The 14,196-nt window shown below is 66.3% G+C and carries 10 protein-coding genes and 1 tRNA gene; 4 read left to right on the top strand and 7 right to left on the bottom strand.

Features of this window, described 5'->3' with window-relative positions:
• Positions 1-368: 368 nt before the first annotated feature.
• Positions 369-443, bottom strand: a tRNA-Gln gene (locus M1E10_RS12510).
• Between the two features lie 217 nt (positions 444-660).
• On the opposite strand from M1E10_RS12510, the gene M1E10_RS12505 reads away from it, so the two are divergent.
• Entirely contained in the window at positions 661-1,587 is a 927-nt protein-coding gene (locus M1E10_RS12505) for an MBL fold metallo-hydrolase (RefSeq protein ID WP_499176740.1), read from the top strand.
• A gap of 119 nt (positions 1,588-1,706) precedes the next feature.
• Positions 1,707-2,120 (top strand): PRC-barrel domain-containing protein, encoded by a 414-nt coding sequence (locus M1E10_RS12500; RefSeq protein WP_499176739.1) that lies wholly within the window; start codon positions 1,707-1,709, stop codon positions 2,118-2,120.
• A 48-nt stretch (positions 2,121-2,168) separates the two neighbouring features.
• On the opposite strand, the gene M1E10_RS12495 is transcribed toward M1E10_RS12500, so the two are convergent.
• A complete protein-coding gene (locus tag M1E10_RS12495) occupies positions 2,169-3,122 on the bottom strand; it encodes a DUF1499 domain-containing protein (RefSeq protein WP_499176738.1) in 954 nt (317 codons plus the stop codon).
• Positions 3,123-3,229: 107 nt separating this feature from the next.
• On the opposite strand from M1E10_RS12495, the gene M1E10_RS12490 reads away from it, so the two are divergent.
• Positions 3,230-3,484, top strand: a complete 255-nt coding sequence (locus M1E10_RS12490) for a hypothetical protein (RefSeq protein WP_499176737.1) — start codon at positions 3,230-3,232, stop codon at positions 3,482-3,484.
• A gap of 60 nt (positions 3,485-3,544) precedes the next feature.
• On the opposite strand, the gene M1E10_RS12485 is transcribed toward M1E10_RS12490, so the two are convergent.
• The 5 genes from M1E10_RS12485 to M1E10_RS12465 all read right to left on the bottom strand — a co-directional run bounded on the left by M1E10_RS12485 (position 3,545) and on the right by M1E10_RS12465 (position 12,981).
• Positions 3,545-5,209 (bottom strand): alpha/beta hydrolase, encoded by a 1,665-nt coding sequence (locus M1E10_RS12485; protein ID WP_499176736.1) that lies wholly within the window; start codon positions 5,207-5,209, stop codon positions 3,545-3,547.
• A 56-nt stretch (positions 5,210-5,265) separates the two neighbouring features.
• Complete coding sequence (gene ppdK / locus M1E10_RS12480; RefSeq protein WP_499176735.1) at positions 5,266-7,989, bottom strand: pyruvate, phosphate dikinase; 2,724 nt, start codon at positions 7,987-7,989, stop codon at positions 5,266-5,268.
• A gap of 123 nt (positions 7,990-8,112) precedes the next feature.
• The gene (locus tag M1E10_RS12475) at positions 8,113-11,574 is read right to left on the bottom strand and encodes a chromosome segregation SMC family protein (protein ID WP_499176734.1); all 3,462 of its coding nucleotides are present in this window, start codon (positions 11,572-11,574) and stop codon (positions 8,113-8,115) included.
• Positions 11,575-11,637: 63 nt separating this feature from the next.
• The gene (locus M1E10_RS12470; protein WP_499176733.1) at positions 11,638-12,336 is read right to left on the bottom strand and encodes a DsbA family protein; all 699 of its coding nucleotides are present in this window, start codon (positions 12,334-12,336) and stop codon (positions 11,638-11,640) included.
• A 132-nt stretch (positions 12,337-12,468) separates the two neighbouring features.
• A complete protein-coding gene (locus M1E10_RS12465) occupies positions 12,469-12,981 on the bottom strand; it encodes a DUF721 domain-containing protein (protein ID WP_499176732.1) in 513 nt (170 codons plus the stop codon).
• Positions 12,982-13,136: 155 nt separating this feature from the next.
• On the opposite strand from M1E10_RS12465, the gene mutY reads away from it, so the two are divergent.
• The gene (gene mutY / locus M1E10_RS12460; protein ID WP_499176731.1) at positions 13,137-14,195 is read left to right on the top strand and encodes an A/G-specific adenine glycosylase; all 1,059 of its coding nucleotides are present in this window, start codon (positions 13,137-13,139) and stop codon (positions 14,193-14,195) included.
• Position 14,196: the final 1 nt, after the last annotated feature.

Below are 14,196 nucleotides of genomic sequence, written 5' to 3'. Positions count from 1 at the left end.
TCCGCCCTGTACGAGGGCGTCGTGGCGGTAGCGCCGGATAGGCAGCCGTGGACGCTAGGACAGTACTCCTAAACGATCGGTGGCCGATGCGCTTTGCGAAGTGCAGCGACTCGCAGATGTGAAAAGACGCCGTGGCTACTGTGATGTTAGCGACTCGTACGACAGCATGATGCGCAGCCGATTGCGACGCCAACTGACGAATAGGTTCGCTAGCTGCTACGCGCGGAGCTGAGAGCCGGGCGGATCACGGTTTGGGCGACCGTTGCATACGACAGCCGTTACGACACTCCTGTCCGACAATGCCCTAAAGCGATTTCCAGCTTACATAAAATGCTGAAAATCTCGATTCCCGCCTGACAAACACACACTGGCTGGGGCGCCAGGATTCGAACCTGGGAATGCCGGTACCAAAAACCGGTGCCTTACCGCTTGGCGACGCCCCACCGTGACCTGGATGAAGCGGCGTGCATGGAGCGCCGCTTCACGGGTGGGGCTGCTCTAGCAAAGCTTGGATGCGGCGGCAATTGGTGGTGTGGTGGTTTTTTGAAGATTTCAGGCGCCGGATCGTGCTAGTTGCGCCGGCACGCGGTGAACGGAACGCAGGGTGCGAAGCCTGCGGATTGCAGGTTCGTGGACAGGCGCGCCGAGAGGAACATGCCGATGGCAGGGACGGACGATGTTGGAGACCCCGAATTCGACCTCACCTTCCAGCCCGCCTACGGGCAGGCGGTGCCGGTGGCGCCGGGCGTCGAACGCATCACCGTCAACAACCCCTCGCCCTTCACCTTCCACGGCACCAACAGCTATATCGTCGGGGGCTCCTCCGTTGCCGTCATCGATCCAGGCCCGGACGACGAGGTGCATTTCCAGGCGCTGATGGCGGCGCTGAAGGGCCGCGAGGTAACGCATATCTTCGTCAGCCACACCCACCGTGACCACTCGCCGCTTGCCCGCCGGCTGAAGGCCGAAACCGGGGCGCTGACGGTGGCGGAGGGGCCGCACCGGGCGGCACGGCCACTGTTTGCCGGCGAGGTCAATCCCTTCGCGGAGAGCGCCGACAGCGATTTCATCCCTGACTTAGCCCTCGGCGACGGCGAGACGATCGACGGTGACGGCTGGAGCCTTACGGGCCTCCACACCCCCGGCCATACCGCCAACCATACCGCCTTCGCGCTCGAGGGCAGCGGGCTCCTGTTCTCCGCAGACCACGTGATGGCCTGGGCCACCACGATCGTGGCGCCGCCCGACGGCTCGATGGCCGACTTCATGGCCTCCGTCGAGAAGCTTCTGGCCCGTGACGACCGGATGTTCCTGCCCGGCCACGGTGGGCCGGTGCGCGAGCCCGCCTCCTTCCTGCGCGGGCTTCGCGCCCACCGGCGCATGCGCGAGCGGGCCGTGCTGGAGCGGATCAAGGCGGGCGACCGGGTGATCCCGGACATGGTGCGGGCAATCTACAGCCGCACCGATCCGCGGCTTCACGGCGCCGCCTCCCTTTCCGTGCTCGCGCATCTGGAGGATCTGCTGGAGAAAGGACAGGTCACCAGCGACGGGCCACCGTCGCTTTCCGGAACCTTCTTTCCGGCCTGAGCGATCCCGACCGCCGATGTGGCGCGGAGATGGAACATCATCTCCCGTCTTGCCGTTGTCTGACGATCCCCGGAGCGACCGCTCCGGTTGCGGATCCATCAGAACAACCGAGGTCAATCATGAAAACGATCCCAATCGCTGCCGCCATCGCGCTCTTTGCCGGAACCGCTCTGGCGCAGGCGCCCATCAAGGCACCCATCGTCGTTCTGTCGGAGTCCGTGCAGGGCGCTGCCCCGGCCTATGTCTTTTCCGGCAATCTGGACGACGAAGATGTCTACGGCGCGGACGGCAATGTCATCGGCGAAATCGAAGACGTGCTCCTCAACGTCGATGGCACCGTTGCCGCGGTCGCCCTGGAAGTCGGCGGTTTCCTCGGCATCGGCCAAAAGGATGTGCTGGTCGACTGGAGCACGCTGGAGATCACCGTCGAAGGCGATGACGACATCCGAGTCACCGCCCCGACCCTGACGCGCGAGATTCTGGAAGGCGCCGGCGCCGTCGATCTGGATGCCATCGGCCTCGGCGACGACTGAGTGACCCGCAGGCGGGATAGCCGGAGCAACGGCTGACGGCGCCTGCCGTCAACCGCCGGCAATCCCTAGAAGTTCGGCATCCAGCCGATCAAGAAAATCCTCCGCGATCTCGGCGCTCAGCCCGAGGTCGTGGGGGCCGTAGCGGGATGCGACGCGGAGATCGACCGAGGTCGTTTCGGCGTCCTCCCGCAGCCGGATCACGATGTCGAATGGCAATCCGAGCGCCAGTGTGCGCACCTCGCCCTGCAGAAGAACATCGTCCACGGGCGTGAGGACAGTGCCATCGTTGATGTCAGGCCCCACCGTGAGCGGGGCGAGCTGACCGGGGAGCAAAGGGCGCGGCAGGGGCACGGGAGCAATGACTGGAAGATCGCCCTCCTGCGATAAAGTTCCTTCCGCGTCGTCGAGCGATTGCGACGACGGTGATGCCTCCGGCGCCATCTGTTCCTCGTTCTGGCGGTCGCGGAGGCTTATGCGCGCCGACAGAGCGGCGGCCTCGACCCCCTGCAGAACACGGTCAAGAGCTCCTTCGTAGCGGCGCCCAGTGAGGCCCGGATAGGCGGCGAGCTGGGCGCGGCGGTCGGCGGCGCTGACGGAGGCCGGTCGCGCCAGCCACTCCTGCGCATAGTCGGGACGGGACAGGAACTCCGGTGTATCCTCGATGTCCGTCGCAACCTCGTAGATCGCCGGCTGCTTCAGGTAGGCGGCCGCGCCGGTCGCAACCACCGCCAGCGGGACGGCCGCATAAACGAGCGCCTTTGCGGCGGCAATGCCGCCTTCCGCCCCCTTCTGCCACAGACGGACGAGACCGATCAGCGCCAGCGGCACCGCGGCGGCGGCGATTGCCGACGACAGCAGGACAAGGGCCAGCATGTCCGGCGTGCGCAGCGGCCCGAAGCGGTGCCCGATCACGGCCAGCGCAAACAGCAGCAAGGCCGCAACAGCGATCCGGCGCGCGGCATAGGCGGAACGGGAAATGGGCCGGACAAAGCGGACGGTCATGGAATCACAGCATCTGGAATTGGCCACGTCATGTTCGCTTGTGTAGAACAGGACGGGTGATATGCAAATCGCATATTGCCCGAGGCAAGGCCGATACGGAGTTCGTCATGCGCCATCATCTTCTCTTCGTCGCAGCGGTGCTGCCGCTCGTTCTGTCGGGCTGCCAGACGGTGACGCCGGAGGAACGCCGCGCCATCGACCTGCGCACCTGCGCCGGCTATGGGTTCAAGCCGGGCACGGAAGCGATGGCGCGCTGCCTGCTCGACCTCGATCTTGATCGCCGCGCCGACATGCGCAGCTGGCGCGACCAGCAGAACCGCACCATGTGGGGACCCCGGACCGTTTTCATCGAGCGCTCCTGACCGTCCTCAATTGCCAGGTTACCCCTCCGGTGCGACAGCCCGGAGCCAGGACCTGCACCGTCACTGAGCCCGGTCGGAAGCTTCCATGACCATTGTTCTCAGCCGGCTGATCTCGGCCGGCCCGACCGGCGGCTGGGTGACGGCGACCCAGGCGTCGATATAGTGCTCCGGCGCGTAGACATGGCCGTGGCCCATGGGCGAGCTCGTGGCGATCATCATGTCGAACAGAAGCTGCAGCATCGTCACGACGGGCAGCCAGGTGAGATCGGGCGAGACGTCGGGCCCGCGCGGTGCCTGCATCCAGTCGGGCTCGCGGAATACCGCGGTGGGGTCGAAGAAGGTCACAGGATCACTGGCATACTGTAGAAATACGAACCGGATCGGGCCCCAGTCCGCCTCCGCATCGTTCAGCGCGTTGGTCTGGTTGGTGAAGCGGATAATCGAACCGTCGCGGAAGCGCGGCAGCCAGGCAGGCGAGCCTTCGTTGCGCTGCGCCGTCGCCGCCTGCCAGCGTGCGCTGCGGAACGGCGGACCGCTCCAGAGTGCACCCTGATAGGGATCGGCGACTACATCGTAGATGTCGGTGGAGATCTGCGAGTTGAGGGCGCCGAGGCTTAGGCCATGCAGGTAGAGCCGCGGTCGCGCCTGCGATGGAAGCGAGGTCCAGTATCCGTAGACGGCATCGAACAGGGCGCGTGCCGCGTCCTGTCCCTCCTCTGGCTCCACCAGCAACGACAGCCAGCTTGTCAGGTAGGAATACTGTAGGGCGACACTCGCCACGTCGCCCCGATGCAAATATTCCAGCGTATCCATGGCGGCGGGATCCACCCATCCCGTTCCCGTCGGCACGACGATCACCAAGACAGAGCGATCGAAACCGCCCTGCCGCTGCAGTTCGCGCAGCGCAAGCGCCGCCCGCCTCTCGGCCGTTTCCTCATTGTTGAGACCGACGTAGACCCGGACAGGTTCCAGCGCCGACGTTTCCCAAAAGCCTCCGATCTCGGCTGCGCCGGGCCCGGAGGCAATGAAGTTGCGGCCCTGCTGGCCGATGTCTCCCCAGGCCACGTAGGACGCGCCACTGCCGGTCTTCAATGGCGCCGTGGGAGCCTGGGTATCGTCGTCCATGAGCGCATCGACCTGCTGGAAGGAGGCGTCCATCGCGTCGACCGCCGAGCGGATGAGGACGCCTTGCCCGATCGACCAGAACAGCGCGACGGCCAGAAGCGCACCGATGACGTTGGAGACGCGGCGCGGCACGAAGCGGCTCAGCCAGCGGGACAGGGACAGGCAGGCCAGCCGGAACAGGCGACCGAGCAGGAGGGCGATCAGGAAAGCCACCAACGCGACGAGACCCAGCTTATAGGGCTCCGCGCTGTCGAGCGGCGGCAGGTCCCAGAGTGTTCGGATCGAATTCTGCCAGCCGACAGCCTGCCACAGGAAGACCATGGCGAGCAGCACGCCGCCGGCACCGGCAATCAGTGGCAGGCGCCGGACATTCCGGTCGGCGCTCGGCAATTCGAGATAGTCCCACAGCCAGGCCAGACCGGTGCCGATCATGTAGCCGCAGGCGGCGGAGACGCCGGATAGAAGTCCCTGCACCAGAAAGGGGCGTGGCATCAGGCTGGGCGTCAGCGACAGCGCGAAGAAGATGAAACCTGCAACCAGCCCGACGGTGGACAGCGGATGGGCGAGCCCCGAGATGGCGTGCCTGACTCTGTCTCTCATCCGTATGTCTTCCTTGCCGCCGCCGGGGCCCTAACGCTTGGTCGCATCAGTCCCGGTCAACTTGCTTTGCCCTTCGTTTTCGCTGCGACAGACAGGACGCCATGTCTCTGGGTCGCCCTGCCCTGGATGGCCGCCTGAGCGGCCGCAAGCCGGGCAATCGGTACGCGGAAGGGCGAGCAGGAGACATAATCGAGGCCGGTATTCTCACAGAAGGCGATCGAGGCCGGATCGCCGCCGTGTTCGCCGCAGATGCCGAGCTTCAGGTCCGGTCGGGTCTGGCGGCCGCGCTCGCTGGCGAGCTGGATCAGTTCGCCGACACCGTCGAAATCGAGGGATACGAAGGGGTCCTGTTCGATGATGCCCTTGCGCTGGTAGGTCGGGATGAAGGAGGCGGCGTCGTCTCGGGAGATCCCGAAGGTGGTCTGCGTCAGGTCGTTGGTGCCGAAGGAGAAGAACTCCGCGGTCTCGGCGATCACATGGGCCCTGAGCGCTGCCCGCGGCAATTCGATCATGGTGCCCGCCAGATAGTCGATCTCGACGCCCGTCTCCCGTACCACCTCGGCGGCGACGCGATCGATGCAGGCCTTCACGTAGTCGAGTTCGGCGCGCAGCGACACGAGCGGCACCAGGATCTCCAGCGTCACGGGTTCGCCCGTCTCCCGGCCGGCTTCGAAGGCCGCCTCGAAGATGGCGCGCGCCTGCATTTCCGCAATCTCCGGATAGGAGATGGCGAGCCGGCAGCCGCGATGGCCGAGCATCGGGTTGAACTCGTGCAGCGCCTCGACCCGGCGGCGCAGAAGGCCCGGTTCCATCTCCATGGCCGCCGCGACCTCGTCGATCTCCTCGTCCGATTTCGGCAGGAACTCGTGGAGCGGCGGATCGAGCAGGCGGATGGTCACGGGCAGGCCGTGCATGATCGAAAACAGCTCGACGAAATCGGAGCGCTGCATCGGCAGGAGCTTGACCAGCGCGGCACGGCGACCGGCCTCGTCCTCGGCGAGGATCATCTCGCGCATCACATGGATGCGGTCGCCTTCGAAGAACATGTGTTCGGTGCGGCAGAGGCCGATGCCCTCGGCACCGAACGAGCGGCCGGCGCGTGCATCCTGCGGTGTATCGGCATTGGTGCGCACCCGCATGCGACGGGCCTTGTCGGCCCAGTCCATCAGCCGGCCGAAATCGCCCGACAGTTCCGGCTGGACCATCGCCACCCGGCCCTTCAGCACATGCCCGGAGGAGCCGTCGACGGTGATGATGTCGCCCTTCTTCAGGACGATGCCGCCCGGGCAGATGAGCTGCTCGTTGCGCAGGTCGACGCGCATGGTGCCGGCGCCGACGACGCAGGGGATGCCCATGCCGCGGGCTACGACGGCCGCGTGGCTGGTCATGCCGCCGCGCGTCGTGAGGATTGCCTCGGCGGCATGCATGCCGTGGATGTCTTCGGGGCTGGTCTCGACGCGCACCAGGATGACCTTGCGGCCGCCCGCTTCCGCCGCGACCGCCTCTTCTGCCGTGAAGACAATCTCGCCGACGGCCGCCCCTGGAGATGCGGGCAGGCCCGAGCCGATGACGGTGCGTTCGACGCGTGGATCGATGGTCGGGTGCAGCAGCTGGTCGAGCGACGACGGCTCGATGCGGGCTACCGCCTCTTCCTCGCCGATCAGTCCCTCGTCGACCATATCGACGGCGATCTTCATGGCGGCGCGGGTGGTGCGCTTGCCGGAGCGCGTCTGCAGCATCCAGAGCTTGCCGCGCTCGACCGTAAATTCGACGTCCTGCATGTCGCGGTAGTGGGTCTCCAGACGATCGCAGATCGCCACGAACTCCCGGAAGGTTTCCGGCATCAGCTTTTCCATGGACGGCTTTTCCGAGCCGGATGCCTGCCGGCCCTCCTCCGTCAGCGATTGCGGCGTGCGGATGCCGGCGACGACGTCCTCGCCCTGGGCGTTGACCAGGAATTCGCCGTAGAGCGCCTTCTCCCCCGTCGAGGGGTTGCGGGTGAAGGCAACGCCCGTGGCCGAGGAGGACCCGTGGTTGCCGAACACCATGGCCTGGACGTTGACGGCGGTTCCCCAGGCTTCCGGAATGCGGTGGAGCATGCGGTAGGTGGCGGCGCGCGGGTTCATCCAGCTGGCGAAGACGGCGGCGATGGCGCCCCAGAGCTGCACATGCGGATCCTGCGGGAAGGTCTGGCCAAACTCCTCCTCGATCATCTTCTTGTAGAGCGCGACCACATGCTGCCACTGGACGGCTGAAAGATCGGTATCGTAGTCGTGGCCGTGGCGGGCCTTCTCGTCCTCGAGGATTTCCTCGAAGACTTCATGGTCGATGCCCATGACGACGTCGCCGTACATCTGGATGAACCGCCGATAGCTGTCCCAGGCAAAGCGCGCGTCGCTGGCATCATGGCCGAGCGCCTGGACCGTCTCGTCGTTGAGTCCGAGGTTTAGGACGGTATCCATCATGCCAGGCATGGAGGCGCGGGCGCCGGATCGGATCGACAGGAGAAGCGGCTTGGCGCTGCCGCCGAACGAGCGCCCGGTATCGACCTCCATGGCGGCGATGCCTTCGAGCACCTGGGCCTTCAGGTCCTCGGGCAGGCTGCGGCCATTCTCGAAATACCAGGAGCAAGCCTCGGCGGGAATGGTCAGACCCGGCGGCACCGGCAAGCCAAGGCTTGCCATCTCCGCAAGGTTTGCTCCCTTGCCGCCCAGAAGGGCGACATCGGCAACGCTACCCTCTGCCGTTCCGCCACCGAAGCGGTAGGCCCACTTCTTCATTCGACTGCTCTCCACCCATCGCAGCATGTTTTTCCTAGGAATACAGACTTTGCGTCAGTTTGGAAACGGATGGCGGCGGGATTATGTTGCGACGCAACAAAAGCAGGAGTGCGGCAGCGACACTCAGCTGGCTTCGCGCAGCAGTTCGGCGGTCTGCAGATCCACCGAAACCAGCTGGCTGACGCCCTGCTCGGCCATGGTGACGCCGAACAGGCGGCTCATGCGCGCCATGGTGATCGGGTTGTGGGTGATGATCACGAAGCGGGTCTCGGTGGAGGCCGCCATCTCGTCCATCAGGTTGCAGTAGCGCTCGACATTGTGGTCATCGAGCGGCGCATCGACCTCATCTAGGACGCAGATCGGCGCGGGATTGGTGAGGAAGACGGCAAAGATCAGCGCCATGGCCGTCAGCGCCTGCTCGCCGCCCGACAAGAGCGTCATCGTCTGCGGCTTCTTGCCCGGCGGACGGGCAAGGATTTCCAGGCCGGCTTCCAGCGGGTCATCGCTTTCGATCAACTGCAGCTCGGCCGTACCGCCGTTGAACAGGTGGGTGAAGAGGCGCTGGAACTCGACGTTGACCACCTCGAAGGCTGCCAGCAGACGCTCGCGGCCTTCGCGGTTGAGGCTCTGGATCGCGCCGCGCAGCTTGCGGATCGCGTCGATCACGTCGTCGCGCTCGCGGATCAGCGCCTCGAGCTTGTCGGAGAGCTCCTTCTGCTCCTCCTCGGCACGCAGGTTGACGGCGCCGAGACGCTCGCGCTCCATCTTCAGCCGATCGACCTCGCGCTCGATGTCGCGGACATCGGGAAGAGCCGAACCGGGCGCCAGGCCCGCCAGCCGCAGCACCTCGTGCGGGGCGACGTTCAGGGTCTCGCGGATGCGCAATTCGCTCTCGTGGCGCCGCTCGGCCGAGGAGACCAGGCGCTCTTCGGCACGGCCGCGCTTTTCGCGGACGTCCGCAAGCTCCGCCAGGGCGGTCGTCGCGACGCGATCGGCATCCCGTTGGCGGGTCTCGGCCTCGACGAGGCGATCGGCTGCGGCGCGACGGGCCTCCTCGGCCTTCTGCAGCTCCGACAGCAGGCTGCGGCGCTTCTCGTCGAATTCTTCCGGCGCCGCCTCCAGATCGGCGATCTCCTCGCGGGCTTCCTCCTCGCGGTCGCGTAGCGTCGCGACATGGCTCTCGGCGCTGGCCGCGCGGGCCTGCCAGGCGGAACGCTCCTGGGCGATGGCGGCGAGACGTCGGCGGCGGGCCTCGGTTTCGCGGCTAAGGCCTTCGTAGCGGGCGCGGGCTTCGGCCAGCACACTTCGGTCCGTTGCCACCGCCAGCTGCTGGTCGCGCAGGCGCTCATCGATGCCGGAGAGGTCGGGCGCGTCTTCGATTTCGATGCGGGAATTCTCCTCCTGAAGGAGAATGTCGTCGATCTGCCCGCGGACCTGACTTGCGGCTTCGGTCACCACGTCGCGGCGGCGCAGCAGGTCGCCGGCCGCGCGTTCGGCCGCAGCCAGCGCCTCGCGCGCTTCGGCAAGCTGGCGGGTGGCGAAGCGGCTGCGGTCGCGGGCATCGGCGAGCCGCGCTTCTTCTGCGGCAATGCGGGCCGCGGCGTCGGAGAGCGCCGCTTCGGCGTCGGAAAGGATGATCCTTGCCTCCTCCAGCTCGGCCTCCAGTTCCGAGAGGCGGTTCTTCTGGGAGAGACGGAGAGCTGCCGCACCCGGCGCTTCGGACCCGGCGACATGCCCGTCCCAGCGATAGACCGCGCCCTCCCGCGTCACCAGCCGCTGACCGGGCTTGAGCTCTCCCATCAGGCGGGCGGCATCTTCTGCAGCCACGACGCCGATCTGCGCCAGGCGGCGCGTCAGTTCAGGCGGCGCGGAGGCATAGAACAGCAGCGGCTCACAGCCGGCCGGAAGCGCGGGGTCGGCCGAGGCGTCGCCGTTGACGGTCCAGAAGGCGGGTGCTGCCGGGTCGGTGGAACTCTCCAGGTCGTCACCCAGTGCGGCGCCCAGAGCAGCCTCGTAGCCGCGATCGACCCGGATCGCTTCGGCGACCGCCGGAAAGCCACCGGATACCTCGCCGGCCGCCAGCATGCGGGAGATGGTGCGCGCCTCGGTCTCGAGGCCGTTCAGCTGCGACCGGGCCGCATCGACGGGGCGGCGGGCCTCGACCTCGGCGGAACGCGCGCCGGCCAGGGCGGCTTCGATGTCTTCGGCGGCGGCGGCGGCTTCCTCGACGGCATACTCCGCCGCCTCCACGACTTCCCGCCGCTCGGCCGGGTCATCGAGCGCCGACAGCCTCTCCGAAATCGCTTCCAGTTCCGCTTCCGCGTCCTGCATATGCCGATCGAGCCGCTGGCGGCGCTCAGCGAGGTCACGGATCTGGCGTTCCAGCTGGGTGCGGGAGGCGGCCGCCTCGGCGCGTTCGGCGGTGACGGCGGCAAACAACCGCTCGCTTTCGGCCAATGCCGCCGCCGCAGCCTCGAAGGCTTCCCGAACCTCCTCGGCTTCAGCACCGGAATCGGCCAGGATGTCGGTGATCTCCTGCTCTTCCTCGTCGAGCTTGGCGAGGAAACCGGCATTGTCGGCGACGAGCTGTTCCTCGCGGCGGATGTCTTCGGCAAGCTGCAGGAGCCGGCGGGACAGTTCGTCGCGACGCTTCAGGAGGCGGCCCGCCTCCTCGTCGAGCTGGGTGCGGGCGATCTGGATGCGCTGCAGGGCGGCACCCGCCCTCGCCTCCTCCTCGCGCAGTTCCGGCAGCTTCAGGCTGGCAATCGCCTGCGCCTTTGCCGCCTCCATCTGCGCCTGCGCCTTTTCGGCGACGACCATGGTCGCCTGGTTGAGCGCGGTTTCCGCCTCAAGCTCGGCTTCGCTCGCCTGGGCCCAGCGGATGTGGAGCAGCATGGCGTCGCGGGCGCGGATGTCGGCCGACAGCATCTTGAAGCGGTTCGCCTGGCGGGCCTGGCGCTTCAGGCTCTCGATCTGGCTTTCCAGCTGGGCGGTGATGTCCTCCAGCCGCTCCAGATTGCCCTCGGCGCCGCGCAGCCGCAGTTCGGCCTCGTGGCGGCGCGAATGCAGGCCGGAGATGCCGGCGGCCTCTTCCAGCAGTTGCCGGCGCGCCTGTGGCTTGGCGTTGATGAGCTCGCCGATGCGCCCCTGCCCGACCATCGAGGGCGAGCGGGCGCCGGTCGAGGCATCGGCAAACAGGAGCTGGACATCCTTGGCGCGGGCTTCCTTGCCGTTGATGCGATAGACGGAGCCGTTCTCGCGTTCGATGCGGCGCGACACCTGGATCTCGTCGGAATCGTTGAAGGCGGCAGGCGCCGTGCGGTCCGTGTTGTCGAGGAACAGGGCAACTTCGGCGGTGTTGCGGGCGGGACGGTTTCCCGAGCCGGAAAAGATCACGTCGTCCATGCCGGATGCGCGCATGTTCTTGTAGGAGTTTTCCCCCATCACCCAGCGCAGGGCCTCGACGAGGTTCGACTTGCCGCAGCCGTTGGGGCCGACGACGCCGGTCAGGCCGCGCTCGATGATGAACTCGGTCGGCTCGACGAAGGACTTGAAGCCGAGGACGCGCAGCTTGTTGAATTTCATGCCGCGCACCGAGGGCGGGCGGCGGACACGGGTGCGCCGCCGCCGGTCAGATCATGAACGGTCTCAGAGCAAGCTGTCGATAAGAGCCGACATGCTTTCAACAGACATGGCCCCCGCATAGCGTTCGCCGTTGATGAGGAAGGTCGGCGTCGAATTGACGCCGAACTCATCGGCACCACGCTTCATCGTTGCGTTCACATCATCGAGAAGTTGCTGGTTCGTCAAGCACGCCTGGAAACTCTCCTGTGAGAAACCGGCCAGCTTGGACATTTGCAGCAGTGCCGCACGGCCATCTTCAGCCGCCGCCCAGGCATTCTGCTGCTTCATCAGCATCGAGACCATCGGGAAATACTGCTCCGGCGTGCTTGGTTCCTGCGGGTTCGAAGGGTTGCAGCGGGCGAGCATGAAGGCGGCCGCCGCGCGCGGATCGAAGGGAAATTCGCGGATGATGAACCGTGCCTTGCCGGTGTCGACGTACTTCGTCTTGATCTCGTCGAAGGTCGTGTTGTGGAAGGTGGCGCAATGCGGGCAGGTCATCGACATGTACTCGATGATCTGGACAGGCGCATTCTCCTCGCCGATCGCCATTTCCGGCAGCGGGCCGAGCTTCAGAGCCTCGGTCATGTCCACGTCGCCCTGCGACTCGGGCATTTCCTGGGCGAAGGCTTGGGTCGCCGAGAGCGGCAGCGCCAGCACCAGGGCCGCCGCTGCGACGCCGCCCATGAGTGCACGCCGGGTGATGTTGGTTTCGGTCATCGTCATCGGACACCTGCCTTAGAGTACAAATAAAGGTCGCCATTCCGTATCGTGCCCTCAAGACAGGAACAAGGTGGCGAAGAGTTAAATCCTTCAAAGCTTTGTGACACGCGCCAGCTGAACGGCAGCTGTACGGGATCAGCGCTTCTTCTGCAGGACGGCGGTACCGAGACGGGCGACCGCCTTTTTAAGCGCATCGCCTTCGATCCCCTCCATCATCCCGTCCAGGCGTTTTGCCGCCTCGCCCTTCAACGGCTGCGGTCGCGGGCGATGCTTCGCCGTCTGGGAGACGGGCTTCTGGACGATGCGGATCTGGTGGACGGCCGGAAAGCCGAAGAAGGCGTTGATGCGGGCGATCAGCTCGCCCTGGGCGTGGGTGAGGAAGAGCGCCTGCGCGCCCTCGCAGGCGATCGTCAGGACGCCCGGCCGATAACCTCCCGCAGCATCGTCGGAGGCATCCCGGCGCGGCCAGGCGATCTTCTCCGGCCGGCTGCAGTCGGCAAACTGGTCGCCGGCGATCTCGTCCCAGGAGCCGAGCAATGCCGTCGAGATCCCCGCACGGCGCGCCAGCACCGGATCGATGATGCCGTTGGCCAGTTCGGCGATCTGCATCTCGCGCCGGGGGCGAAAAGGCTTTGCATCACGGGCCATGCTTATCTCCGTCATAAGGTCTTTGCGGCTGCGGCAGCTGCTCTGGATGGGACTGAGGCCGGCTCTATCGTTGACGCTCCAAGGCATCTCGGCGATAGAGAGCCTTTAGAACAGAAACACAGGCTTTTCCAGCGCGCGTGAACGATCCTCAGGCCATGAAACGGACACTTCTCGCGTGGTACGACCGGCACCATCGCGAACTGCCGTGGCGCGTGTCGCCCGGAGCTTCTGCACAGGGGCGGCGACCGGACCCCTACCACATCTGGCTTTCCGAGGTGATGCTGCAGCAGACGACCGTGCAGGCGGTGAAGCCTTATTTCGCCAAGTTCCTGACGCTCTGGCCGACCGTTGCCGATCTCGCGGCGGCGCCGACCGAGGATGTGATGGCGGCCTGGGCGGGGCTTGGCTACTACGCCCGCGCCCGCAACCTGAAGAAATGCGCCGAGGCTGTCGCCACCGAGCACGGCGGCGTCTTCCCGGACACCGAAGAGGGACTGCGCGGCCTGCCGGGCATCGGCGACTATACCTCCGCAGCCGTTGCCGCCATCGCCTTCAACCGCCCCTCGGCGGTGATGGACGGCAATGTCGAGCGGGTGATTTCGCGGCTCTACGCGATCGATGCGCCCCTGCCCGGTTCGAAGCCCGCGATGAAGCGGCGGGTGGTGGAGCTGACGCCTGAGGATCGCCCCGGCGACTTTGCGCAGGCGATGATGGATCTCGGCGCGACGATCTGCACCCCGAAGCGCCCGGCCTGCGCGCTCTGTCCTCTCAACGATCGCTGCCTGGCGCTTGCCGAACACGATCCGGAGAGGTTTCCAGTCAAGGCGGCGAAGAAGGAAAAGCCGGTGCGCTTCGGTGCGGCCTTCGTCGCCGTCAACCCGGAGGGTGCCATCCTGCTGCGGCGACGCACCGACAGCGGACTGCTCGGTGGCATGACGGAAGTGCCGACCACCGCCTGGACCGCGCGGCTCGACGGTGGCCAGACGGTGGAGCATGCGCCCTTCACCGCCGGGTGGGAAGGCTGCGGCACCATCGTCCACGTCTTCACCCATTTCGAGCTTCGCCTGAGCGTCTTTCGTACCGTGACCGCCGAGGCGGGACTTTCGGAGCAGGGCTGGTGGGAGCCGGTGACCAATCTCCACGCGCAGGCGTTGCCGACCGTCATGAAAAAGGTAATCGCACAGGCTATTCCACGCGTCTTCGAAACCCACTAGC

The organism is Rhizobium sp. PK7-22 (genome assembly GCF_056530405.1).
This window is presented reverse-complemented; position numbering and strand designations above follow the sequence as displayed.

Excerpts from the sequence above, each read along its gene's own strand:
- M1E10_RS12505 (WP_499176740.1), top strand. The coding sequence starts at position 661 with ATGGCAGGGACGGACGATGTTGGAGACCCCGAATTCGACCTCACCTTC.
- M1E10_RS12500 (WP_499176739.1), top strand. The coding sequence starts at position 1,707 with ATGAAAACGATCCCAATCGCTGCCGCCATCGCGCTCTTTGCCGGAACC.
- M1E10_RS12495 (WP_499176738.1), bottom strand. The coding sequence starts at position 3,122 with ATGACCGTCCGCTTTGTCCGGCCCATTTCCCGTTCCGCCTATGCCGCG.
- M1E10_RS12490 (WP_499176737.1), top strand. The coding sequence starts at position 3,230 with ATGCGCCATCATCTTCTCTTCGTCGCAGCGGTGCTGCCGCTCGTTCTG.
- M1E10_RS12485 (WP_499176736.1), bottom strand. The coding sequence starts at position 5,209 with ATGAGAGACAGAGTCAGGCACGCCATCTCGGGGCTCGCCCATCCGCTG.
- ppdK (WP_499176735.1), bottom strand. The coding sequence starts at position 7,989 with ATGAAGAAGTGGGCCTACCGCTTCGGTGGCGGAACGGCAGAGGGTAGC.
- M1E10_RS12475 (WP_499176734.1), bottom strand. The coding sequence starts at position 11,574 with ATGAAATTCAACAAGCTGCGCGTCCTCGGCTTCAAGTCCTTCGTCGAG.
- M1E10_RS12470 (WP_499176733.1), bottom strand. The coding sequence starts at position 12,336 with ATGACGATGACCGAAACCAACATCACCCGGCGTGCACTCATGGGCGGC.
- M1E10_RS12465 (WP_499176732.1), bottom strand. The coding sequence starts at position 12,981 with ATGGCCCGTGATGCAAAGCCTTTTCGCCCCCGGCGCGAGATGCAGATC.
- mutY (WP_499176731.1), top strand. The coding sequence starts at position 13,137 with ATGAAACGGACACTTCTCGCGTGGTACGACCGGCACCATCGCGAACTG.